This window comes from Solwaraspora sp. WMMA2065 (assembly GCF_030345075.1).
Classification (GTDB): Bacteria; Actinomycetota; Actinomycetes; order Mycobacteriales; family Micromonosporaceae; genus Micromonospora_E.
The window spans coordinates 5583295-5607174 of the sequence record NZ_CP128361.1 but is presented as its reverse complement, the minus strand read 5'-3'; the positions used below and the strand labels follow the sequence as shown (position 1 = coordinate 5607174).

The 23880-nt window shown below is 72.1% G+C and carries 19 protein-coding genes; 3 read left to right on the top strand and 16 right to left on the bottom strand.

The features are described 5' to 3' along the window. Window positions 1-42: 42 nt before the first annotated feature. Together rlmB and cysS are read right to left on the bottom strand one after the other, a co-directional pair. On the bottom strand, window positions 43-1158 hold the full coding sequence (gene rlmB / locus O7610_RS25480) for a 23S rRNA (guanosine(2251)-2'-O)-methyltransferase RlmB (protein ID WP_289212061.1): 1116 nt from the start codon (window positions 1156-1158) through the stop codon (window positions 43-45). Beyond that, a complete protein-coding gene (gene cysS, locus O7610_RS25475) occupies window positions 1158-2573 on the bottom strand; it encodes a cysteine--tRNA ligase (protein WP_289212060.1) in 1416 nt (471 codons plus the stop codon). The genes rlmB and cysS overlap by 1 nt, the downstream gene beginning before the upstream one ends. Before the next feature lie 42 nt (window positions 2574-2615). Between cysS and O7610_RS25470 the strand changes: the two genes are divergently transcribed. Next, the gene (locus O7610_RS25470; protein ID WP_289212059.1) at window positions 2616-3266 is read left to right on the top strand and encodes a helix-turn-helix domain-containing protein; all 651 of its coding nucleotides are present in this window, start codon (window positions 2616-2618) and stop codon (window positions 3264-3266) included. Window positions 3267-3295: 29 nt separating this feature from the next. On the opposite strand, the gene O7610_RS25465 is transcribed toward O7610_RS25470, so the two are convergent. From O7610_RS25465 to O7610_RS25445, 5 genes are all read right to left on the bottom strand, one after another. Beyond that, the gene (locus O7610_RS25465; protein ID WP_281552917.1) at window positions 3296-3976 is read right to left on the bottom strand and encodes an HAD family hydrolase; all 681 of its coding nucleotides are present in this window, start codon (window positions 3974-3976) and stop codon (window positions 3296-3298) included. Between the two features lie 19 nt (window positions 3977-3995). After that, complete coding sequence (locus O7610_RS25460) at window positions 3996-5354, bottom strand: class II fumarate hydratase (RefSeq protein ID WP_475049559.1); 1359 nt, start codon at window positions 5352-5354, stop codon at window positions 3996-3998. 157 nt (window positions 5355-5511) lie between these two features. Further along, window positions 5512-5958 carry a hypothetical protein gene (locus tag O7610_RS25455; protein WP_289212058.1) on the bottom strand — a complete coding sequence of 149 codons (447 nt, stop codon included), beginning with the start codon at window positions 5956-5958 and terminating at the stop codon, window positions 5512-5514. Window positions 5959-6034: 76 nt separating this feature from the next. Next, on the bottom strand, window positions 6035-7174 hold the full coding sequence (locus O7610_RS25450) for a winged helix DNA-binding domain-containing protein (RefSeq protein ID WP_289212057.1): 1140 nt from the start codon (window positions 7172-7174) through the stop codon (window positions 6035-6037). A 15-nt stretch (window positions 7175-7189) separates the two neighbouring features. Continuing rightward, window positions 7190-7315 carry a hypothetical protein gene (locus tag O7610_RS25445; protein WP_281552913.1) on the bottom strand — a complete coding sequence of 42 codons (126 nt, stop codon included), beginning with the start codon at window positions 7313-7315 and terminating at the stop codon, window positions 7190-7192. Window positions 7316-7425: 110 nt separating this feature from the next. Between O7610_RS25445 and O7610_RS25440 the strand changes: the two genes are divergently transcribed. Then, a complete protein-coding gene (locus tag O7610_RS25440) occupies window positions 7426-8472 on the top strand; it encodes a helix-turn-helix transcriptional regulator (RefSeq protein WP_281552912.1) in 1047 nt (348 codons plus the stop codon). Window positions 8473-8558: 86 nt separating this feature from the next. Next, window positions 8559-9296, top strand: coding sequence for a hypothetical protein (locus O7610_RS25435; protein ID WP_289212056.1), 738 nt, complete (start codon window positions 8559-8561; stop codon window positions 9294-9296). Window positions 9297-9364: 68 nt separating this feature from the next. Here O7610_RS25435 and O7610_RS25430 read toward each other — a convergent pair whose 3' ends face one another. The 9 genes from O7610_RS25430 to O7610_RS25390 form a co-directional block, all read right to left on the bottom strand. Then, the gene (locus O7610_RS25430) at window positions 9365-9682 is read right to left on the bottom strand and encodes a MazG nucleotide pyrophosphohydrolase domain-containing protein (protein WP_281552910.1); all 318 of its coding nucleotides are present in this window, start codon (window positions 9680-9682) and stop codon (window positions 9365-9367) included. Then, on the bottom strand, window positions 9682-10929 hold the full coding sequence (locus O7610_RS25425) for a DNA glycosylase AlkZ-like family protein (protein WP_289212055.1): 1248 nt from the start codon (window positions 10927-10929) through the stop codon (window positions 9682-9684). The genes O7610_RS25430 and O7610_RS25425 overlap by 1 nt, the downstream gene beginning before the upstream one ends. Window positions 10930-10965: 36 nt before the next feature. Further along, window positions 10966-12276, bottom strand: a complete 1311-nt coding sequence (locus tag O7610_RS25420; protein WP_281552908.1) for a B12-binding domain-containing radical SAM protein — start codon at window positions 12274-12276, stop codon at window positions 10966-10968. Further along, window positions 12276-12893 carry a dTMP kinase gene (tmk, locus tag O7610_RS25415; RefSeq protein ID WP_281552907.1) on the bottom strand — a complete coding sequence of 206 codons (618 nt, stop codon included), beginning with the start codon at window positions 12891-12893 and terminating at the stop codon, window positions 12276-12278. Before tmk ends, O7610_RS25420 begins: the two co-directional genes overlap by 1 nt. 74 nt (window positions 12894-12967) lie before the next feature. Then, window positions 12968-13681 (bottom strand): hypothetical protein, encoded by a 714-nt coding sequence (locus tag O7610_RS25410; protein ID WP_289212054.1) that lies wholly within the window; start codon window positions 13679-13681, stop codon window positions 12968-12970. Between the two features lie 10 nt (window positions 13682-13691). Further along, the gene (locus O7610_RS25405; protein ID WP_289212053.1) at window positions 13692-15836 is read right to left on the bottom strand and encodes a DEAD/DEAH box helicase; all 2145 of its coding nucleotides are present in this window, start codon (window positions 15834-15836) and stop codon (window positions 13692-13694) included. After that, entirely contained in the window at window positions 15833-17161 is a 1329-nt protein-coding gene (gene brxD / locus O7610_RS25400; protein ID WP_289212052.1) for a BREX system ATP-binding protein BrxD, read from the bottom strand. Before brxD ends, O7610_RS25405 begins: the two co-directional genes overlap by 4 nt. Beyond that, the gene (gene pglZ, locus O7610_RS25395; protein WP_289212051.1) at window positions 17158-20025 is read right to left on the bottom strand and encodes a BREX-2 system phosphatase PglZ; all 2868 of its coding nucleotides are present in this window, start codon (window positions 20023-20025) and stop codon (window positions 17158-17160) included. Before pglZ ends, brxD begins: the two co-directional genes overlap by 4 nt. Next, the gene (locus tag O7610_RS25390) at window positions 20022-23858 is read right to left on the bottom strand and encodes a DUF6079 family protein (protein ID WP_281552902.1); all 3837 of its coding nucleotides are present in this window, start codon (window positions 23856-23858) and stop codon (window positions 20022-20024) included. The genes pglZ and O7610_RS25390 overlap by 4 nt, the downstream gene beginning before the upstream one ends. Between the last annotated feature and the right edge of the window lie 22 nt (window positions 23859-23880).

The following is a 23880-nucleotide window of genomic DNA, read 5'->3' as shown; positions in this document are numbered from 1 at the left end:
GCATGCTACGGGTGACTGACCCGCTGATCAGCGATCGGCCGGTCAGCCGACCAGGCGGCGGCGGGCGACCTCGGCGAGGGTGACCGCGGCGGCCACACTGGCGTTGAGCGACTCGACGTCGGAGTGCATCGGGATGCGTACCCGCAGGTCACAGGTCTCGCCGACGAGCCGGGACAGCCCGCGACCCTCGGAACCGACCACCACGACCAGCGGACCCACCGCAGCCTCCAGGTCATACAGGTCGGTCTCGCCGTCGGCGTCCAGGCCGACCACGACGAACCCCTCGGCCTGGCACTTCTTCACCGCCCGGGTCATGTTGACCACCTGGCTGACCGGGGTCCGGGCGGCCGCACCGGCGCTGGTCCGCCACGCGGTGGCGGTCATCCCGGCGGCCCGCCGCTCCGGCACGAACACGCCGTGCGCGCCGAACGCGGCCGCCGAGCGCACCACCGCCCCGAGGTTACGCGGATCGGTCACCCCGTCCAGGGCGACCAGCAGCGGCTCCGGCTGCTCGGCGGCGGCGGCCAGCAGGTCCTCGAACGGCTCGTACGCGTACGCCGGCACCTGCAGCCCGACGCCCTGGTGCAGCACGCCGCCGGTCATCCGGTCCAGCTCGGCCCGGGTGATCTCCAGGATCGCGATGCCCCGGTCACCGGCGGTCCGTACCAGCTCGGTGACCCGGTCGTCGACGTCGATGCCCTGGGCGACGTAGAGCGCGGTCGCCGGCACATTGGCCCGCAGCGCCTCGACCACCGGGTTGCGGCCGACCAGCAGCTCCGGGGCGTCCTTCGGCGGGTGCGCCTTACGGCCCGGGGAGACCCGCGGCCCGGACCGGGCACCGCCCCGGGCCAACCGGCCGGTCGCCGGACCGCCCCGGCTGCGGCCACCGCCACCCCAGGTGGTGTCCTTCGTCCCAGGTACGCCGATCTTCGGCGCGCGCCCCTCGGCGGCCGCCGCCCGGCGTTCCTTCTCCTGCTTCCAGGCGGTCTTGTTCGGCAGCTTCTCGGTGCCGGAGTAGCCCTTGTGCCACGGCCGTTCGTCGGCCGGCAGGGTGCGCCCCTTGCCGGTCAGGCCGGACCGGTTCTTGCCGCCGGAGCCCTGGGTGGTGCCCTTCTTGGGGGTGACCCGCCGGCCACGTCGTTGCGAGTTGCCGGGCATCAGGTCTGCTCTCCAATGGTCCAACGGGGGCCGTGCGGGGTGTCCTCGACCGTGACGCCGGCCTGCTTGAGCTGGTCACGCACCGCGTCGGCGGCGGCCCAGTCGCGCCGGGCGCGGGCCTGCGCCCGCTGGTCGAGGGCGAGGGCGATCAGCGCGTCGACCGCGCCACGCAGCTCGTCGCGCGGGGCGGCGTCGCCCCACGACGGGTCGAGCGGGTCGAGGCCGAGCACGCCCAGCATGGCGCGGACCCGGCCCAGGCTGGCCCGGACCGCGTCATCATCACCGCCGGCCAGCAGGTTGTTGCCGTCGCGGATCTCGTCGTGCAGCACGGCGAACGCGGCCGACGTGTTCAGGTCGTCATCCATCGCGGCGGCGAACCCCGCCGGCATGTCGGTGGCGGCGACCGCGCCGACCTGCTCCGCCGCCCGCCGGACGAAACCCTCGATCCGCCGGTACGCGGTGGCACTCTCCAGTAGGGCGTCGTCGGAGTAGTCGATGCGGGACCGGTAGTGCGCCGCAGTCAGGTAGTAGCGCAGCTCGACCGGACGCACCCCGAGCCGGGCGACGTGGCCGAGGTCGATGACGTTGCCCAGTGACTTGCTCATCTTCGCCGCGCCCAGGTTGAGCAGCCCGTGGTGCACCCAGTAACGGGCGAACGGCAGCCCGGCCGCCTTGGACTGGGCGACCTCGTTCTCGTGGTGCGGGAAGGTCAGATCCAGCCCGCCGCCGTGGATGTCGAACTCGGGGCCGAGGTAACGCCAGCACATCGCCGAGCACTCGATGTGCCAGCCGGGCCGGCCCGGACCCCACGGCGAGCGCCAGGCCGCGTCGGCGGGCTCGTCCGGCTTGACGCCCTTCCAGAGTGCGAAGTCGCGCGGGTCGCGTTTGGCCCGGTCGACGCCGTCGCCGGCCGGCTGCATCGCGTCGGGGCGCTGCCCGGACAGCGCGCCGTAGTCGGCGTACGAGGCGACGTCGAAGTAGACGTCGCCGCTGCCGTCACCGGCCGGGTAGGCGTGGCCGCGGTCGATCAGCCGCTCGATCAGCTGGTGCATCTCCGGGATGTGCCCGGTGGCGCGCGGCTCGTACGTCGGCGGCAGCACGTTCAGGCTGCGGTACGCGGCGGCCAGCAACAGTTCGTTGGCGTACGCGATCGACCAGAACGGCTGACCCGCGGCGGCCGCCTTGTCCAGCACCTTGTCGTCGACGTCGGTGATGTTGCGGATGAAGGTGACCCGCAGCCCCTGGTGGGCCAGCCAGCGGCGGAGCACGTCGTAGTTGACGCCGGAGCGAAGGTGACCGATGTGCGGGGCGGACTGGACGGTGACGCCACACAGGTAGACGCTGACCTCGCCGGGCTGGCGGGGCACGAAGTCCCGCACGGACCGGGTCGCGGTGTCGTACAAGCGGAGCGTCACGCTACGAGGGTACCGACTGGCACCCGTCCGTACTCTGTCGGTGTGCACGCGCGAGGGGCGGAGACGGCGCAGACCCTGGACCGGGGGCTGCGCCTGCTGGGCCTGGTCGCCGAGGCGACCGGCGGGATCACCGTCACCGAGGCCGCCGGCCGGCTCGGTATCGGTCGGGCCGCCGTCTACCGGCTGGCCACCACCCTGGCCGCGCACGGCATGCTGCGCCGCGACACCGCCGGTCGGTTGCGGCTCGGTGCCGGGCTGCTGCAGCTGGCCCGGCGGGCACAGCCGCTGCTGGCCGATGCCGCGCTGCCGGCGCTGCGCCGGCTCGCCGAGTCCTCCGGCGCCACCGCCCACCTGACCGTCGCCGACGGTGCCGAGGCGGTGGCGCTGACCGTCGTCGAGCCGAGCTGGACGGCGTTCCACGTGGCGTACCGGGCCGGGTCGCGGCACCCGGTCGGTCGCGGGGCCGCCGGCCGGGCGATCCTGGCCGGCCGTGACGGTACGCCCGGACCGGTGACCAGCAGCGGCGAGTTGCAGCCCGGCGCGTACGGGGTCGCCGCCCCGGTGCTCGGCGTGCCCGGCCTGGAGGCCAGCGTCGGGGTGGTGACGATGGGCACCCTGGACGTGCCGGCGATCGGCGCGCAGGTGCAGGCGACCGCCGAGGCGGTGTCCCGGCTGCTCGCCAGCGAGCTGTGACAGCTCCTCCGTGCAGGACCGCGAGACGTTCAGAACAGGTCGGCGAGGGCGTCGGGCAGCTGCGCCAAACTGGTGATCTGGGCGTCCGGGCACACCTCGGGCGGGCAGGGCTCGCCGCGCCGGTTCAGCCAGACGGCCCGCAGCCCGGCCGCCTGGGGGCCGACCACGTCGTGCGGGATCGAGTCGCCGACGTAGACCACCCGGTCGGCGGCGGTGACCCCGGCGGCGGCCAGTACGGCGTCGTAGAACCGCTGGTCCGGCTTTTTCGGCAGGCCGTCGACGTGGGCGTACACCTCGAAGGCGAACTGGCCGCGCAGCCCGCACCGGTCGGCGCGGCTGTTGCCGTTGGTGGCCAGGCCGACCGCGTACCGGCGGCGCAGCCGGTCCAGGGCGGGCAGCGTGTCGGCGTACGGCCGGCTGAGCGCGAACCGGCGCTCGAAGAAGATCCCGGTGATCCGGTCCAGCTGCTCGGGCAGGCCGACCCGGTCCAGCGAGCGGGCCAGGGCGCCCCGGCGGATCTGCATCACCGGCGCGGACGGGTCGGCGGCGAACGCGGCCGCCCAGTCGTCGGCCATGTCGCCGAGGGTCAGCTCGGCGGCGCGCGGGGTCAGCCGGCGCAGCTCGGTGAGGACGGTCTGCAGCGCGCCGGTGACCGCGGGCCGCAGGTCGACGAGGGTCTCGTCGACGTCGAACACCACGGTGGTAATCACCCCACCAGGGTATGCCGACTCAGCTGGGCCGGGTCATCCGCAGAACGTCCAGCGCCGCGTCCAGCTCGGCGGCGGTCAGCGTGCCGGCGTCGACGTGGCCGCGTTCCAGCACCACCGCGCGGATCGACTTGTTCTCGGCGAGCGCCTGCTTGGCGATCGAGGCGGCCTCGTCGTAGCCGAGGTGCCGGTTGAGCGGGGTGACGATCGACGGCGACCCTTCGGCGTACGCCAGACAGGTCTCCGGGTCGGCGGCGAGGTCGGCGACGCAGCGCTGGGCCAGCAGCCGGCTGGCGGCGGCCAGCAGCCGGACCGCTTCGAGCAGGTTGCTGCCCATCACCGGCAGCATCACGTTCAGCTCGAAGTCGCCCTGACTGCCGGCGAACGCGATCGTCGCGTCGTTGCCGATCACCTGGGCGCAGACCTGGCGTACCGATTCGCAGACCACCGGGTTGACCTTGCCCGGCATGATCGACGACCCTGGTTGCAGGTCGGGGATGCGCAGTTCGCCGAGGCCGGCGCGGGGGCCGGAACCCATCCACCGGATGTCGTTGGCGATCTTGTAGAGGCCGACGGCGATGGTGCGCAGCTGCCCGGACGTCTCCACCAGGGCGTCGCGGGCACCCTGGGCCTCGAAGTGGTTGCGGGCCTCGGTCAACGGCAGCCCGGTCGCGTCGGCCAGCCTGGCGATGACGGCGGCGGCGAAGCCGGGCGGGGTGTTCACCCCGGTGCCGACGGCGGTGCCGCCGAGCGGCAGTTCGGCCAGCCGGGGCAGGATCGACCGCAACCGTTCCTGGCCGTAGCGGACCTGCGCGGCGTAGCCGGAGAACTCCTGGCCGAGGGTGACCGGGGTGGCGTCCATCAGGTGGGTACGGCCGGCCTTGACCACGGTGGCGAACTCGTCGACCTTGCCTTCCAGCGCGGTCGCCAGCTCGTCGAGGGCCGGGATCAACTCGTGCACCACCTGATGCGAGGCGGCCAGGTGGATCGAGGTCGGGAAGACGTCGTTGCTCGACTGCGAGGCGTTGACATGGTCGTTGGGGTGCACCGGCCGGTCGAGTTCACGGGCGGCAAGGGTGGCCAGCACCTCGTTGGTGTTCATGTTCGACGAGGTGCCCGAACCGGTCTGGAACACGTCGACCGGGAACTGGTCGTCGTAGCCGCCGGAGGCGACGTGCGCGGCTGCGGTGACGATCGCCTCGGCGATGCCGGCCGGGATCACCCCGAGGTCGGCGTTGACCTGCGCGGCCGCACCCTTGATCTGGGCGAGCGCGCGGATCTGGGCGGATTCGAGCGTACGGCCGGAGACCGGGAAGTTGTGCACCGCGCGTTGGGTCTGCGCCCGCCACAGCGCGTCGGCGGGGACCCGCACCTCGCCCATCGTGTCGCGTTCGATCCGGTAGCCCTCGTCCCGGACGCCGTCCTCGCCGATCCCACCGTCGCCGATCCCGCCGTCGCTGATGCCCTCGTCAGTCACCCTTCCATCCTGCCCCGACCGGCGGCACCCCGCAGGGCGGTTACTCACGGGTGGCGGCGGGCTACCCCTCGCGGGTGGTGGCGTCGCTGGTCGTGCCGCCGGCCGGCGTACCCATGCCGCCGCTGGTGGCGTCACCGGTCGTGGTCGGCGCCACCTTGCCCCGACCGCGGCTCTTCTTCCCCCGGCCGGGCTCCTTGGCCCGACCGGGGCCGGTGGCGCGGCGGGTGCTGGCCGGGCCGGCGGTACCACCGGTGGTGGTCAGGCCGCCACCGGAGCGGGTCGGGCCGCCGTCGCGCAGCGTCTCGGCCGGGATCGGTACGTCGGCCGGATCGTCGAGGTCTCGTTCCTTCGCCTCGCGCACCGGGTCGGTCGGCGGCGCGACGACGTCGTCCAGGATCTCCTGGCGGTACGCCGACCGCTGCTCCAGGTCGTCGACGAACGCCTGCCCGCGATCGTGCTCGGAGAACTGGTCCCGGCCCTGGTCGGCGCTGCTGTCTCGTCGCCCCATGTCGTCACCCCTCCCGTCCCTGGTGCCGGGTGTGCCCGGATCGGCGGCGGCGAAACCTGAGCTGACCGGCCTGCCCTCAGCCGTTGGTGAGTCGTACCCGGTGGCTGTCGCCGTCAGTAAGGAACGCCACCACGCGCTCCCCTTCCTCGGCCACGGCGGCACGCTCGGCGCGGGTGAGGCCGCGCAGCGCGGCGACCATGACGGTGCCGGAGTCGACGGTCCAGGTGGCGGCCACCCGACCGTCGACCAGCACCACCCGTGCCCCGGCGACGGACAGCCCTCGGTGGGCGTCGTCGATGATCCGGCTGCGGTCGTCGTAGCCGAGGACCGCGTTGTCGAACGCCGGCAGGAACCGCACCGGTGCCGGGGTTTCCGGGTCGGGTCGCGGCGCGGCCGGCAGGTCGAGCAGTTGCCGGCCGCGCTGGTTGCGGAAGACGACCAGTTCGTCGCGGACCGCCGCCACGGCGGCCGGCAGCCCGGCCAGGCCGCACCAGGCGCGCAGGTCGGAGCTGGTGGCCGGCCCGTACGCGGCCAGGTAACGCCGTACCAGTGCCTGGCCGACCGGATCGGTGCCGGCTACGGCCGGGTCGGTGCTAGCTTCGGCCAAGTCGGTGCCGGCTGCGTCGGTCAGCTGGTCCGGCTGCTGGCCCGCCCACTCCGCCAGCGGCCGGTAGCGTGCCCCGCCGGCGGTACGCCACAGCCCGCGCGGCGGCAGCTGCACCATCGGGATCAGCGCCGTGGCCAGCACCGCCCCCAGTGCTCTCGGTTCCCGTTGCCGCCACGCGTCGGGCAGGGCGCGGGCCAGCCCGGTCATCGTCCGGGGCTCGCCGTCGGCCAGCACCGCCCGACCGGCCACCGCGAGCGCGTCGAGGTCGACCCCGGCGAGTTCGTGGCGGTAGACGGCGAGGACCCGTTGCCGCAGCATGGCGTCGTGGCGGGGACGCCAGGCCACGGCGTCGGCGGCGGTCAGCAGATGGACGGTGCGGCGCATCAGATGGGTCCGGACCACCGCGCGGCGCAGCAGCAGGTCCGACAGGTCCGCCGGGTCGAAGCCGCGCAGCCGGCTCCACAGCCCGACGAACGGCTCCTGCGGCTCCTGCGCCTGCAGGCCGCCCAGATGGGCGACGGCGTCGTGCACCGGCAGGTCGGCGCGGTCGAGCAGCAACTGCCGGGCCAGTGTCGCGCGGTTGAGCGCCCGGGTGTCGAGCACCGTCATCGGTCGCGCTCCCGACTAGCCGTTGTACGGGGCAGCGACGTCAACGACCTTGTCCCAGTAGCCGGTGACCTCCTCGACCGTTTCGCCGCGTACGCGCGCCTCGCCGCGGAAGTTGAGGTGGGTGGTGGTGGTGATCGACAAGGTCGGCCTCTCTGGCTGTGCGATTCAGGCCCGACGGGTGTCGGGCGCGGGGGCAACACTCACAGCGGAAGCGGCCAGTTTGTGTCCGCTACTGCGGTCAGAATAGGAAAGTGCCGAAAACCTCGGAGCGGCTGCTGATGCTGCTGTCGCTGCTGCAGGCCCGCCGCGAGTGGCCGGGCGGGCTGCTGGCCGAGCGGTTGGCGGTCAGCCCGCGTACCGTCCGGCGCGACGTCGACCGGCTGCGCGATCTCGGCTACCCGATCACGGCGGTCAAGGGACCGGCCGGCGGCTACCGGCTGGACGCCGGTGCCCGGCTGCCGCCGCTGCTGTTCGACGACGAGCAGGCGGTCGCGCTCGCCATCGCGCTGCGGACGGCCACTGCCAGCGGTGCCGGCATCGGGGAGGCAGCGACGCGGGCGCTGCACACCGTCCGGCAGGTCATGCCGCAGCGGCTGCGCCACCGGATCGACGCCGTATCGGCCATCGAGGCGATCGGGGCCGTCACGACCGGGGCCGTCACGACCGCGCCGGCCGTCGGGCCGGCCGCCGCGCATCCGGTCGACAGCGCGACGCTGCTGGCCGTGAGCGATGCCGTACGGGCCCGCGAGGTGCTGCGCTTCGACTACCGGTCGGCGCCCGTCCCCCGCCGGGTCGAGCCGCACCACCTGGTCACCTGGCGGGGGCGCTGGTACCTGGTCGGCTGGGATCTCGACCGCGACGACTGGCGGATCTTCCGGGCCGACCGGATCAGCCCGCGCACCCCGACCGGGCCGCGCTTCACCCCGCGCGAGCTGCCGGCGGACAGCGTCGCCGCGTTCGTCACGGCCAGGTTCCGGGGCGCGGACGGCACAACCAGTACGACCGGCTCAGGTGACTGGCCGTGCCGGGGCCAGGTGATCCTGGATCTCCCGGCCGTTGAGGTGGCTCCGTACGCCTACGGCGGCGTCGTCGAGGAGATCGGTCCACGCCGCTGCCGGCTGACTCTGGGCTCCTGGTCGTGGGTGGGTCTGGCGAGCGCCGTTGGCATGTTCGACGCCGGCGTCGAGGTCGTCGGCCCGCCGGAGCTGGCCGCCGCATTCACGACCCTGGCCCGCCGGTACGCCACCGCCGGGCAGCAGCCTCCGAATGACGACCACATTCCGACCACCGCGCAGTAGCCGCGCCATGACGCCAGGTTGCCGCCGGCCGACATGATAGGTGAGGTAGCGGTCACTGTGGTCGCCACGGGCAGGCCGAGGGCGGGGTGGCGGATTTGTCAGGTTGGCACCGGTCCGGCAGCGGCCTGTACGTCCCGGTGGGCCGGTCCGGGGCCGCCGCACCGGGCGGCGACGGCAACGATCAGCCGGGGCGGTCCGGCACCGTCGCCAGCTGGGTCCAGGCGGTCGCCGCGATCACCGCCACCGTCGTCTCCACGGTGGCGCTGATCATCGCGGTCAGCGCGCTTCGCGACCAGCAGCAGGTCAACGGTCTCGCGCTGGACCGGTTCGAGCGGCGGTACGCCGAGCGGGTGTCGTGGTGGGCCACCCGGCGTGACCGGGGCACCGTCGTCGTCCAGAACCGCTCCCCGGTGCCCGCCCTGGACGTGACCCTGCGGATGGTGCAGGTCATCGACGTGGAGGAGCGCGAGTTCAGCGGCTCGTACCAGCGGCGGATCGGCGTACAGATCTCGGATCTGCCGCCGTGCACGATGACCGAGGTGGACCTGACCGAGCCGGCGATGGCGGCGCGGATCGACCAGGCGTTACTCGACCAGGCACTGCGCGACGCCGACACCTTCGCGCCGTACACCGGCGGGCACCGTCCGCCGGGCGACGGGGCGGTGCTGACCTACGCGGTCCGCTTCCACGACGGCATCGCGCTGTGGGAGCGCCAACGCTCCGGCCTGGTACGGCTACCGGACGCACTCGCCGAACACGACCTGACCATCGTCGCCACGACCCAGTCCACGCAACCGGTCGCCGACTGCGGCACCGACGGCTGACGCAATCGGTTGACCAAGCGTCGTACCTGGACCTGACGTTGATCGTCGGTCCTTGGCCGCAGCCGCCGTCACGCCCAGACGCGCTGCTCGTTGTGGGCCTCCTTGCGGCGCAGCGCGTCGTCGAGGTCGATGCCGTACCGGTTGGCGACCGCGCAGACGAAAATCAGGATGTCGGCGAGTTCTTCATCGACGGTGCCGACGATCGATGTGGCTTCGACCGAGAGCCGCTCGTGTTTGCGTACCGCCTTGAACAGCTCTCCGACCTCCTCCCCCAACAGCAGGCACTGGTCGACGGCGCTGCGGTCAGCGAATCCCCGTTCCTTCTCCATCTCGGAGACATACCGTTGCAGGTCCTGAAGCGTTGCGGCGCTGGGCAGCGGGAGCATTAGACAACCTCGTTCAGGTGTCGGGGCGCAGGGGACGCTAGCGGCCCTGGTAGGCGCCGGGTGGAGGACTTGGTGCTGGTCATACGATCTCTGCCGTCGTATCCCATCCGCAGGCCGGCGGCCACGCGTCGAGCCGTCCGTCGAACACCGGCCCGAATCGCCGGCGTGGCCCGGCCGCGAAACATGGTGCAGGACACTGCACGTTCGGGTGAGCTCCATTGCCAGATACCGACGACCTTGCCGGCGACGACGATCGTCGGCAGCGCTTCGCCGATCTGGTTGAACGCCGCACGTTCGGCCAGTGTGCCGAGATAGCGTGACCGGGTCTCAGCGTACGCTTTCAGGGCGACGTCCTCGTGAGCCAGAAAATGCGCCTCGTCTGACGGTTCCGCGTGATCGTCCCGGCTGAACTGCTCGAGACGATCACGGTAGATGTACAGGGTCGCGGTGGTCCACGGCGCATGTATAGCTACGAGGGATCTCCCACCGCCGTTCAGCGCTGCCAGAATCGCGCTACGGGACAGCCCGGCCCACCAGGCGACGTCGCGCAGCGACGCCGGCCCGTACCGGTCCAGGTACGCCTCGACGAGGCGCGCGGTGCCGGTCTGCCGGTCAAGGCTCAGGTCGAGGTCGGGGTGGGCGGTGGAGGTGAGCGCGAAGGTGCGCTGTTCGCGGTTCCAGCCGGCACTGCGGTTGCGGTACGTGACCAGCCCACGCTCCCAGGCCAGCTTCAACGCCAGGCGGACGGCGACAACCGGGGTGCCCCCACCACAGATGCGTTCCTCGATCGTTCGGTGCGGAAGGTGCCCCGCCTCGCTGAGCAGCGCTTCGATCGCTCCGGTGGTCCGGTGGATCATTCGGTCGGTGAGCCCAGCGTTGATCACCTGACGCAGGGCGTCACGTTCCCGGTAGTGCAACGTGGCGGCGTGGGCCGCAGCGGCGAGGTCGAGCGGCAAGGTGTGCAGGGTCTTGCGCATGCAGCGAATGGTGGTGACGGCCCGGTGGGTGCGCGGGTGCCACAGCCGCATCGCCACGTCCGGGCTGTGTGCGCGGGCCAGCACGGTGGCGTACGGTGACGGCAGCCGGGCTGCGTGCAGCCCTAGTGCGGCTTCGGCGATCTGCGGGACGTCTGTATAGCGTCGACTCGTGCCGAGCCCTTGTCGGTCCAACAACCATCGCCAGAGTCGGTCGGCCTCCGCCCCAGTGAGGCAGTGGCGGGCGGCGATGTCCGGTTCAGCCGCAGGCACGCGGGGACGCTAGCACGATGTCGTGCGTCCCGGGGGTCAGCCTTGCCGGCCCCAGTTCTCTTCCACGAAGTTTCTCAGCAGGTCATACGACTGCTGCGTCTGTGCCCACTGCTGCGCCGTGCCCCACCAGTGCCGGTTGTTGTGATGAATGTGAAACTTTGCCCAGTCGCCGTCCCAGTCCGCTTGCAGGTGGGTTCCCCGCAGGCCGTAGGCCGCCGCTTGGTCGTAGACCTGAGTGCCGGGCAGCGGCACGAACCGGAACAGCGATACCCGCGCCAACAATGGACGCAGTTCTGCGAGCAGGGAGATCGTCTCCTCGGTGGTCCTCCAGTCCTCACCGGGGTAGCCGTGGATGACGAAGACCTTGGCCGCGATTCCGGCATCTACAGTCGCGGCGACAGCTCGACGGATCTGGTCGCGGGTGGTGTTCTTCCGCATGGCTTTCAGCAGTGTCTCGCTGCCCGACTCCATACCGTACTTGATTTCGATGCAGCCGGACGCGGCCATCCGGGCCAGCAACGGCGAATCGATGGTGTCCACCCTCGATAGCGCCGACCAGCGCAGTCCCAGGTCGGCGATGTGGTCGCAGATCTCGCCGACCTTGTGCTTGTTAACGATGAAGTTGTCATCGACTATCGCGAAGCCCTGGATACCGTACGCCTCGATCAACTGGGTCAACTCGCGGCGGGCGCTGACCCCACTGCGGTACTGGATGCGGGTCTGCCCGGCGGCGCAGAACGAACACGGGAACGGGCAGCCACGGCTGAACATGACGTGCGCCATCCGCAGGTCGGTGCCGGCGAGCCGGTCGGCGAGGACCAGGTCGTCGCGGGCGAGAAGATGCCGCGCAGGCAGGGGCAGTTGGTCGATGTCGCGCAGCAGCGGCCGGTTCGGTTCCCGTCGGAGCTGGCTGCCGTCGTGCCAGAGCACGCCCGGAATGCCGTCGAATCGGCGGTCACCGGCCCGGTTGAGCAGTTCGAGTATGGTCTCTTCTGATTCGCCGACGGCGGCGACGTGTGCTTGAAAGTCGGTCATGCTGCTCTCGGGGTAGAAGTTGCAGTGCACGCCGCCGACCATCACGAGCGGGTCACCGTCGAAGCGAGCGCTGTGCCGGGCGGCCAGCATCATCCCGTACGTCGCGGACGAGGCCAGTGAGAAGCCGATCGCATCGCAGCCGGTCAGGTCCGGCGCGGTCTGCTCGGGGGTGACCTTGATGATGCGTACGGCGTGCCCGGCCTGTTCGATCACGGCCGCGAGGTAGAGCACCCCGAACGGCGGGAACTCCTTGCGACGCTCCCGGAACCGCGCCATGTCGTAGACCTCGGGGTAGAGCAGCGCGACCTGCATCACCGGTCTCCGGTCCGGTCGACAATCAGGCCGGCGAGTTGCCGGGTGACGGCGTCTGCGGTGTCGGTACCGATGTCGTAGGTCAGGACAGGATGTCCAGCCCGGCGCAACGCTTCCGCGGCGGCAACGAAGCCAGCCCGTTCGCGGCGGTTGGCTGCGGGGTCGGGGGTGTGGAAGCGGCTGTAGTGTCCCCGGGCCGCTGCCCGACGAGCACAGACCTCGGGGTCTCCACTCAGGATGACGGCGATGTCGGGAGCTGGCAGGTGGCGGTAGATCGCCCGCACCAGGTCGGGCGCGACACCGTCGAGCGGATCCAGCACGAGCGATGACGCGAGATAGCGGTCGCAGATCACGATCGCACCGTCGGCGACCGCCGGTCGCAGCACGGAACGCTCGTGGTGGTATCGGTCGGCCGCTACCAGTAGCGCGAGTTCCCATGCCCGGTAGGTGAAGGTGCCGGCGCGGGCGAGGGAGCCGATCTCCGAATCGGACGGGGTGCGGGTAAGCAGCACCCGCCTGCCTTGAGCGCGCAACTGTTCGTGGAGCAACCGCGCGGCGGTGGTCTTGCCGACTCCGCTCTGCCCGTCGATGGTGACGAGCAAACCCGATCCACCCACAAACCCAGGGTGATGTAGACAGAACTAGTTGTGAAGATGTATCGGGTCAAGCTCGCTGTCGTCTTTCAGCAGCGTCACACGTGGGTGACGACGTCGAAGTTGCCGGCACCGACCGTCGACTCCAGGGTCCGAATGATCGCGTGCGGGTCGTCGTACGGGCCGGAGATGTAGAGCGGTTTGCCGTCGCGGCCGAACTGGATCGGGGTGGGGGTGGCCGGGGCGCCGAGGTAGGGGGCCGTCGGGCCGAAGTCCGGGTGCGGTTCGAAACCCAGACCCCGGGCGTACGCGACCGACCCGTGTACCAGGTGCTGGGCCAGCTCCAGCGGCGCGACCAGCGGCGACACGTCCAGTGTGCTGAAGAACTCGCGTCGGAAGTCGTCGATGGAGCCGATGCTCATCGGCAGCGGGCCGATGGCGTTCTTGACGCCGAGGCAGTAGACGTCGATCAGAAAGCCGCAAACGGTAGCCCGGCTGGCGCGCTCCTGACGGGCGACGAGCACGTGCACCAGGCCGCTGGGGCCGACTTCGACACCGGCCTGCGGGTCGGTGGCCGCCCACTCGTCGGATGCTTCGGCCAGACCGAGGCCGACGCTCCAGCCGGGGTTGATCCAGCAGCCGAGCAGCGCCCGGTCGGCCGGGTCGGTGTGTGCCTGCTGGGCCGCCGCGATCTGGCGGACCAGCGGCGCGACGGCCGACGGCGCCATCCCGAGGGCCCTGGCGATCTGCTTGGGTGAGCTGCCCCGTTCCCGCAGCTCCCGGACACGGGCGAAAAGCTCCTGATCGGTCACCCGGGCAATCCTAAACTGACACGAACCGGGTTCCCTGCCGGAGCACGGCCAAGGCGGCAACCGGGTCGGCCAGTCGGGCGGCGAGGGTAGCCATTGCGAGCCGCGCCGGCAGGGCAGCGCTGAACTTGAGCCCTTCCAGGGCCTTCTCGTCGACGTCGGGCAGGCAGATCCGGTCGGTGGCGTCGGCGGTGAGGGAACGCCAGTCGGCGGGGGTCAGGTCGGCGCGCAGCCGGATCTGGCAGTCGTCGAAGCGCTGCACCGGGTCGACCACTTCGCTGAGGGTGGCGGCGAGGGTGGCGTTGGCCCGGTATCCGGCCCAGGTCCACCAGCGCAGGTCGCCGGAGCGGTCACGCAGGATGACGTTGCCGCCGGGGTGCACCAGCGAGGAGCGCTCGTCGCGTACGCGGTGCAGCCGGTCGACCGCGCGGCGGGTGAGCCGTACCGGTGGATCGGTGCCGAGCAGGACGTTACGCATGGCCCGGGTCAGTTCGTAGCCCAGCCCGGCGAGGCCGCCAGCCGTCCAACGGGCCTTCCCTCCGCCGTCGGCCGGTTCGACGAAGCAGCGCCGTCGCCGCCAGTCGATGTACGTGACCCGCCAACTCTGCCCGGTGAGCAATAGCCGGCGGTCACCCCGGACCTCCTCGGTGAGCAGGCTCGGGTCGATCCGGCCGAGCTCGGATTGTCCGTAGCGGACGGTGAACTCGGGTGGACCGGTGAAGACCGCGGTCATCGACATGAAGTGCCGGTGCCCGAACCGCTTTTCGGCTTCGGGGCCGATGAACAGCATGCCGCTGTCGGTGTCGAGGTATCCGCTGTCCACCAGGTGCCGCAGGATCGGCCGGGCGCTTTCGTCGAACGGTGTCAGCCCGTTCCACCAGGCGACGCACTCCTGGTCGCCGACCTGGCTCTGCTGCAGGCTCAGGGCGAGGATCTGCTGGGCGACGATGTGCCGGGGCTCAGGTGGCGGGACGACCGGCTCCACCCAGCCGCTACCCCACAGGGTCAGCAGGGCGGCTGCTTCGACCAGGGCGTCGCCGTCGCGGGCGAGGAACAGGCAGTTGCGGCTGGCGCCGGGGCGGCGTCCGGTCCGGCCGAGTCGCTGCAGAAACGAGGCGACGGTCGCCGGGGCGTCGATCTGGACCACCCGGTCCAGGTCTCCGACGTCGATACCGAGCTCCAGGGTGCTGGTGGAGACGATGACACAGTCCCGGGCCTCGGCGAACGCCTGTTCGGAGCGGCGCCGTTCGTCGACGGAGAGCGATGCGTGTGACAGGAATGTGGTGATGTCGCGTTGGCGCAGCAGTTGGCCGAGTTCTTCGACGGTCTGCCGGGATTCGCAGAAGACGAGCCGTTTCTCGCCCGCGTGCAGGGCGGCGATGACGGTTGCGGCGTTGGACAGCGAGCCGACGAAGTCAAGCTCGACGTCGCCGGGCGGTGCCCGGTCCGCGACGGCTGCCCCCGCGACCGGGGCGGAAGCGGCAGCCGGGGCGGAAGCGGTGTCGGGGGCGACGACCCGGCTCGGGCGGCTGGCCGCGCCGGAGCCCTGCAGCCAGGTCAGCAGGGCGTCCGGGTTGCCGACGGTGGCCGACAGCCCGATCCGTTGCAGCGGTCGGCCGATCAGGTGGGTGAGCCGTTCCAGGACGGCCAGCAGGTGCCAGCCACGGTCGTCGTCGGCGAAGGCGTGTACCTCGTCGACGACGACGGCCCGCAGGCCGGCGAAGAACGACCGGTGGTCGACGTTGGCGCTGACCAGCATCGCTTCCAGCGATTCCGGGGTGGTCAGCAGGATGTCGGGCCGGCCGGCGAGGATCGCCCGGCGGCGGGCGGGGGTGACGTCGCCGTGCCAGAGGGCGGCCCGGCGGCCGAGCCAGTCGGCGTAGCGTTCCAGCCGGGGCAGCAGGTTGTTCAGCAGTGCCTTCAACGGGCACAGGTAGAGCACCGAGGTGCCGGGCCAGCCGGCGTCGGTCATCTTCGACAGCAGCGGAAACATGGCGGCTTCGGTCTTGCCGCCGGCGGTGGGGGCCAGCAGCAGGGCGTCCGCACCGGCCAGGATAGGGCCGACCGCGGCCCGCTGCAGTGGTCGCAGGTCCCGCCAACCGAGGCTGTTGACCAGGTGGTACGTCAGGACCGGGTGCAGCTCGCCGGTGTCGGTCACGGCAGGTCCAACGGGACCTCGCCGGCGCTGGCGGCGTTGCGTTCGACCGGGGTCAGCTCGTCGGAGCGCACCGTCAGCTGGTAGTGCTGGCGCGGGTCCCAGTCGGTGAACTGGTCGGCCCGGTCGAGCACGTCGGCGACCAGCTTCTTCAGGTAGATCCGGGGGGCCACCCCGACGGTGCCGCCGAGTCTGCCGGTGACCGCGTCGGCCAGCTCGGTCAGGTACGCGTCGTCGACCCGGTCGGCGAGCCGGTCGCTGCCGTAGATGTGGCGGACCCGTACGCCGAGCTCGACGAGCGCCGGCACGGTGAAACCGGGCAGCCGCAGCTGCACCGCGCGCGGGTTGTCCCAGCGGGGGTCGCCGCCGAAGTCGGTGGCGAGGCGTTGGGCCAGCGGGGCGAGCCGCTGCACCCCCTGCGGCCCGTCGTAGAAGGCGGGGGTACCGGTGATCACCAGGAACAGGCCGGGAAACCGTCCGGCGTGGACGTCGTCGACGAGTTGGCGCAGCGCGTTGAGGGCCTTGTCCCGGGAGTCGGAGCGGACCCGTTGCAGGGTTTCGACCTCGTCGAGGACGAGCAGCAGACCGGGGTGGCCGCTGTCGCGCAGCACGGTGAGCAGGCCACGCAGGAAGCTCAGCGCGGCGAAGTGGTCCAGGTCGCCTTTGACTCCGGCGGCCCGGCGCGCGGCGGCGGCGACGTGCGGCTGCCCGGCGAGCCAGGCGGCGAGCCCGTCGGCGGTGGGCTGGTCGCCGACGGCGGTGGCGGTGCGGTAGCCGCGCAGCGCGGCGGCGAACCCGGGGGTGCTGCGGGAGATTTCGGCGAGGCGGCGTTCCAGCAGGTCGCTGACGGCCCGGTCGAGCCCGTCGCGGTCCGATTCACTGACGGTGCCCGACGCGAGTACGTCCTCCTCCAGCGCGAAGATCCAGCCGTCGAGGACGGGACGTAGCGCGCTGGCGGCGAACTGTTCGGTGTTGAGGTGCTCGACGAGCCGGCGGTAGACGGTCTCCATCCGGTGCAGCGGGGTTTCCAGCTCGGAGATCTGCACTTCGGCGGCGGCGAAACTGCGCCGTTTGGCCCGTTCGGCCAGCCAGCGGGCGAAGAACGTCTTGCCGGCACCGTACTCGCCACGGACGGCTTTGAAGACGCTGCCGCCACCGGCGACCCGGTCGAGGTCGTCGTCGATGGCGGCGGCGAACCGGTCCAGCCCGACCGCGAGCGCATCGAGGCCGTTGGCGGGCACGGCACCGCGCCGCAGCGCGTCGATGATGTCGCGGCGGCGACGCGGGGAGATCTCCGGTGGGCTGCCCGGCGGGGTCGGCACGGTCACGACGACTCGCCGAGGTCGAACTGCTCGACCAGCAGCGGCCTGTCGAGCACGACGGTCTGCCCGTCGGCGTCGATGGTCAGCACCGGGTATCCCTCGACCTGCAGCAGCCGACGCAACGCGGTCACCGTGCCCTGGATCCGGTGCGCGGGCACCCCGGCCTGCGCGGCGAGGGTTTCCAGCCCGGCCCGGCCGCTGCCGGCCAGCAGCACCCGGAGCAGGGCGGCGACCCGGTCGTCGTCGAGCGGGGTACGCGGGTTGCGGCGCTGGGCGTACCGCTCGCTGGTGAGGAGCCGGTCGATCAGCGCCCGGTCCGCGTCGGCCGGGGTGGCTGCCGGCGGCGCGGCCGTCGTCGGCTGCTGCGGATCGGCGGGTACGTCGAACAGCTGCTCGGTCTGGACCGGCTTCGCCGACTGGCCGCCCTTGCCGGCCCGCCTGCCGCCCGTACCGGATCGGCCGCCGCCGGTGCCGGGCTGTGCTGTCGACGACACCGGTTCCCGCCACCAGTCAGGGCTGGCGACCGGAGCGGGCTGCCAGTCGGGCACCGACTCTTCGTTGCCGGCGGTGAACATCAGCAGCGGGATGACGGCTTCGGCCGGGGCGGCGCCGCCGTGGTAGCCGGCCTTGCGGGGGCCGTAGCGCAACTCCTCCCGCCACGGCAGCACGATGGTGCCGCCGCCGAGCAGCACCCGCCGCCCGGTGACCAGGAACTCGCCGTCACCGAGCCGGTCACTGGCGCTGTCGCCGCTGCTGTCGGTGGTGCTGCTGGTGACCGGTCGCCACCGGTTGTGCTGCCCGTCGCCGCCGGGCAGGGTGACCGCCTCGGGCCCCCGGTCGACGACGTGCCCGTGGTCGGAGACGATCACCACTACCCGGTGCCGGGCGACGGCGAGCAGGTCCCGTACGGCCGGGACGGTGTCCTGGCCCCAGACGGTGCTGCCGGGCTCGCCGTAGCCGAGGGAGTCGTCGATGGTGTTGACGACGGCGGCCAGCACCGGCACGGTCGGGTCGTCGATTGCGGCCCGCACCTCGGGGTCGATGGCGGCACCCGCCCCGGCCCGCAGGGACCTCTTGTGCAGCAGCCGACCGCCGGTGAACCGCCCTTCGAACGCGGTCTGCTCGGTCTGCCGGTCGCCGACGGCGAGTCGGCCGCTGAGCAGGCTGCACCGGCTGGCCTCGGTCACCGTGGGCAGCGCGGCGAGGACACCGGCCCGGGGGCCGCCGGCCTGGGTCAGCTCGATCCAGCTGCCGTCGCGGCTGAGCGATTCGGCGAGTTCGGTGGCGGCGGCGACACCCATGCCGTCCATGACCAGCAGCAGCGCCTGACGTCCGGCGTCGAGGATCGGGGCGACGACCCGGTCCAGGACGTCTTCGACGCGCAGCATCCGGCCGGGTTCGGCGTCGGCGCGGGTGGCTTCGGCGAGCAGGCCGGCGAACTGTTCGTCGTGGCGGGCGCGGCGGGCGTCGACGGCCCGGTGCAGCGCCTGGTACGCCTCGGCGACCTCGGGGTCGACGTCGCCGGCGAAGACGTCGAGCCGGGCCCGGTCCACCCAGCCGTCGACGGTGACCTGCCGTTGCAGGGCTGCGTACAGGGTCCGGGGTGGCTGGCCGGCCGGTCGGCTGAGCCAGCGCAGCAGACGCAGGGCCATGTGGGCGGTGGTCCGCCTGCCCTGGTCGGCGGCCCGGTGTTCGGTGAGCCGTTTGAACGCGGCTTCTGCTCGACTGAGCCCGGCCGTGGTGACGGTGCCGGCGGCGGGTGCGCCGGGTGGCGGCAGGGCGGCGTGGACGGCTGCCGCGAAGGCACGCAGCCGCCAGGTGACGCCAGCGGGCAGCAGGCTGGACGCCGCCAACTGGCTGGTCAGCTCGATGTCGGCGGCGATGGCCTCGGCCCGGCGGACCAGTCGCAGCCCCTGCTGGCGGGCCAGCTCGTCGTCGGAGTCGAGGGCTCGGGCCACCCAGGCGTCGGCGGCATCGTGCAGCGCCGCGGCCTGCACGGAGGTCATCCGCAGGGTGCCGAAGCGGGGTTCGAGCCGGGTCCGGGCGACGGCGACCTCGACGCCGGCCGGTCGGCTGGCCGCCGCGCCGGCTGGCCCGCCGGCTGGCCCGCCGGCTGGCGTGGGCCAGAGCACCTCGGCGAGCAGTCCGATGGGGATGACGTCGACGCCGTGGCCGGCGCGGACCGCCGCCATCACCGGCTCGGCGATCGGCCCGGCGACGTCACGGAGATAGGCGGTGATGCCGTCGGCGACATCGGCGGCGACCCTGTCGGTGAACCGCTGCTGCGCCTGCGCGTCGGTGGTCCACTGCAGCAGCCCGGAGGCGTCGAGCTGGTCACGGTCGATGCCGAGCAGTTCGGCGGTGAGGCAGCGCAGCGCGTGGTCGCGGGTGAGGATCGTGCCGGGCGGGGTGGGCCAGCCGTCGACGGGGGCGTGGTCAGCGAGCGCGGCGGGCAGCCAGCGGCGGTCGGTCGGCAGGCTCGGGTCGAGTCGCACGCCGCCGAACATCTGCCGGACGAGTTCCCAGGCGTTGACGCTGCGGACGGACTGCCGGCTGAGGTGGGCGAGCAGCCCGTCACCGAGGACGGCGTCGGGCAGGTCGGTGAGCAGCACCAGCTTCTCGTCGGCGGCCCGGTCGTGCAGGGCGGCTCGGGCGGCGAGCGGCGTCGGGCAGGCGACGACCCGCAGCCGGACGCCGCCAAGGATGATCACCGGGTCGCTGCCCCAGACCGGTGCGGCGCGCAGCGCGATGGCGTCGGCGCCGTCGCCCTCCTTCAGCCAGGCATCGACTTTGCGGCGTACGGCGTCGGGCCGGACGATGTCCGGCCGGCCCGGTGGAGTCGTGGTCGGCTGGGTAGGTACTGCGGTCACTCGGTCTCCCAGGTGATCCGGACCCGTCTGCCCTGGGCGAGCTCGCCGCCGATCTCGTCGGTGAGTTCCTTGAGGCCGGCCTCGTCGACGATGGTCCGCTGGCGCGGCGGCTTCACACCGGGCACGGCAGGCGAGCCGCCGCCGGTGTGGTCGTAGCCCATGGCCCGCGTACCGCTGGGGTCGGCGACGGTGACCGTGGCACCCCCGCCGGGCAGCTGCGGGTTCGGCCTTGGATCCAGATTCGGAGCCGGGTCCGGTGTCGGCGGTGTCGGGGTGGGGCGGCGTTCGGCGAGCAGTGCGGCTGCCGCGCCGAACACGGCGTGCAGCTCGCCGACCAGGTCGAGGGCGTGCTGGTGGTGGCCGGCGGCGGTGTGCAGCCGGTCGACCAGGGCGCGGGCCCGCTGGTCGTCGGCGGCCATCGAGGCGATGGCGGTCAGCACCGACCATTGGAGGTCCCGCAGGGCGCGGACCAGCGTCGGCGCGCTGGCGATCGCCGTTCCGGCGGTCGCGTCGTCGATGTCGCCGAGGTCGGCGCCGGCGAGTTGGGCGATCAGGACGACGTCGTCGCGTTCGTGGCGCAGGTCGGTGAGCAGCCGGGCGAGGCGGCGGGTGACGCCGATCCGACCGGTGTCGGCGGCGGGGTCGAGGCCGAGGGTGCCGGCGTGCGCGGTGAGCTGGTCGAGCAGGTCGCTGACGGCCGGTCCATGTTCGGTGGCGGCTTTCCGGACCTGGGCCGCCGCCTTGGCGAGGTTTGCTGGGATGAGCCAGGCCGGCAGCACCTGGCCGAACAGGTGCTGGGCGCGTTCGATTGCCTGTTGCCAGTCGGTGTCGCTCGGCATCGGCGGGAACTTCAGTTCGTGGGCGTCGGTGACGGCGTCGACCCGGTCGACGGTGACTTGGCCTTCGTTGAGGTACCAGGCGAGCTGGTGGTCGAGGGCGAAGACGCAGAGGATCAGGTTCTGCAGGCTGCGGTCGAAGCCTCGGGGCTCCGGCTGGTCGAGGTAGCCGCGCAGTCGGTGCACCGGGAAGCTGTCCCGGTGGCCGTCGGCGGCGGCCCGCTGCAGCAGGTGCCGGGTCCAGTAGCTGGTGCTGGTGGTGAGCACGTAGCGGTGGTCGGCCAGCTCACCGAGTTGCAGGTTGTTGCAGATCCGCCGCAGGGTCCGCTGGTCGGTGGCCGGGACGGTGGCGCCCCGGGTGGGGTCGGCGACGGCCTGCCGGGCGTAGAGGAGGACCTTGGCCAGCTCGGCGCTGGTCGGCGGTTTCTCGTCCTCGGGCAGCGCCGGCCGGCCCGGGTAGGTCAGGGTCAGCAGCTGGCCGGTGAGGTTGTGGAACGCCTGGGCCAGGGTGCCGCCGCGCGGGTCGCCGAGTTCGCCGGCGACGGCGTCGTCGAGGGTGTGCAGCACCCCGACGCTGTCCTCGACGACGTCGCCGGGCTGCGGGGCGGCGACGCCGTACGCCTGTTTGAGGGCGTTGGTGACGGTGCCGCGCAGCTGGGTCTGCCGCTGCTGGAGGTAGACGCGGCCCTGCTGGCGTTCGCTCACCGACCAGTCGCGGACGGCGTCGTTGTACCGTTCGCCGGTGCCGCCCAGCAGGTAGTTGATTTTCGACAGTTGGGCGAGGTGACCCATCATCTGGTCGCTGAGGTAGAGCGGCAGCCAGAAGACGCTGCGTTCGCCGCGCCGCAGGGCTTCGATCCGGGCCCGGTCGTCGCTGCGCGGGCGGCCCTGCGGGTCGAACGGGTAGTCGATGACGATCCGCCAGGCGTCGCCGGTGGGCAGCAGCGCGGCGACGGGCATGCTGTCGGCGTCGCGTACGTTGCCGAACTTGACCTGGACGGTGTGTCGCCGGCCGCGCCACTCGCGGGGGTGTTGCAGCTCGCCGAGCTGCCCGGTGGCGCCGGTCAGCCCGATCTCGGTGCTGACCAGCTCGCGCAGCAACTGCTGCAACGCGCCGCCGGTGGTCGCCTCTTCGGGCCGGACCAGGTCGAGCAGTTTGTCGTAGTCGACGGTGTGCAGCTCGATGGTGACGACCGGGTCGGCGCCGTCGGTGAGGTGCAGCTCGCCGGCTTCGTTGGCGACCTTGTTGAGCCGGTTGAGCACGATCTGGTGTTCGTAGCCGGGGATCGGCGAGGTGATGGTGCCGAAGTTGAGCGCGTGCAGTTTGCCGGCGGTGAGGTTGTGCAGGGCGGGCACCTCGGGTACGAGTGCTCCGAGCAGCACCGTCTTGATCAGCTTGTCGTCGAGCTCGAACTGGGTGTTGCCGACGGCGTCAGCTTCGGTGATGCCGTTGAGGCGCAGCAGCAGCGGGCGCAGCTTCTTGCCGTACAGCTCGCGGGCGGCCTGGAAGCGCTGTTTGAGTTCGACCCGGTCGGGCAGTTCGCCGCGCAGCACCAGCGGCTCGAACAGCGCGGCGACGCCGATCAGGTCGTTGATCCGCAGGGTGTCGCGGCGTTCGACGAGCAGCTCGGTCATCACCTTGATCGCGGTCCGTTCCCGCTGCAAGGCTTGGGAAAGGGCGACGAGGGTGGCGACCAGGGCCGGGGAGAACGGGTAGAGCTTGCGGAAGGCGGTGGCGTCGGAGCCGATGCCGGCGTCGCCGTACTGCGCGCCGAGCAGCAGGATGTCCCAGACCTGCCGGTTGCCGCGGACGACGGCGAAGGCCCGGTCGATTTCGGCCTTCGCTTCGTCGGTGAGCGGCTTGAGCAGCCGTTTCTCGGTGATCTCCGGCAGGTTGGTGTCGGCGAGCGGGATCTCGCCGAGCCGGCCCTGGACGCTGCGCAGGACCAACGCGAGGGCTTCGCGTTCGGTGCCGCCGACCTGCGGGCCGAGGAAGTCCTCCAGGTTGCGTTGCCGGGCGACGAAGGAGATCAGCGGGATCGGTCGGTCGGCGTCGGCCGATTCGACCAGCTTGTTGAGCTTGGCGCCTTCGGTGTTGACGAAGACGTGGTCGCTCATCTTGGTGGACAGCCACAGGATCATCTCGTCGAGGAAGAGGACGATCCCGTCGTAGCCGAGGTCGCTGGCGTGCCGGGTGATGACGGCGAGTCCGGTGTCGAGGTCGAGGTATTCGCCGCTGCGTACCGCGTTGGTGAAGAACGCGGTGGTCAGGGCCGTGACGAGCCGGTCGCGGTCGGCGGTGCCCGGCGGCTCGGCGGCGGCCGCCGCGTACCGGTCTGCGGTCCAACCCTGTCGCTGGCTGTGCAGCACGGCCAGGCCGGGGGTTCCGTCGTCCGAGCTGACGGCGGAGGCGGATCCGACGGCGCTGCCTGCGCCGCTGCTGGCCGACCCGGCGGCGACGCCGGGGTCGGCGTCACTGAGCGCGGCGAAGAACGCCTCGTCGCCCATCCGGGCGCGCAGCCGGGCCGCGTCGGTCAGCAGCGCGTCGGACCGGTGTACGGCGGGCGTCGGCGCGTCGGGGTGCAGGGCGGTGATCTGGTTGAGGTAGCCCTCCAGCACGGCCTGTTCGACCGAGCGGGCGTCGAGCATGTGGAAGGTGAGGGTGAGCAGCCGCCGCCCGGTGAGCCACTTGTCGGCGGCGGTCACCTGCTCGCCGAGGTTGCGCAGCGCGCGGGCCTCGGGGTTGCCGTGCAGGATCTCCCGCAGTACGGCCATGAAGTGTGACTTGCCGGAGCCGAAGGAGCCGTGCAGGAAGGTGGCCTGGGACCGGCCGGTGGTGACGGCGTGCTCGACCTTGGCGAGTGCCTTGGTAAAGCTGTCCCGGAGCTGGTCGGTGACGACGTAGTTGGCCAGATCGGCACCGGCGGCGGCGCGTACGACGAAGTCGGAGTCACCCACCGAGGTCGGGATGTTGATCAGATCCCGCAGCAGTGTCATCCCGCTCCCCTCCACCCGGTTG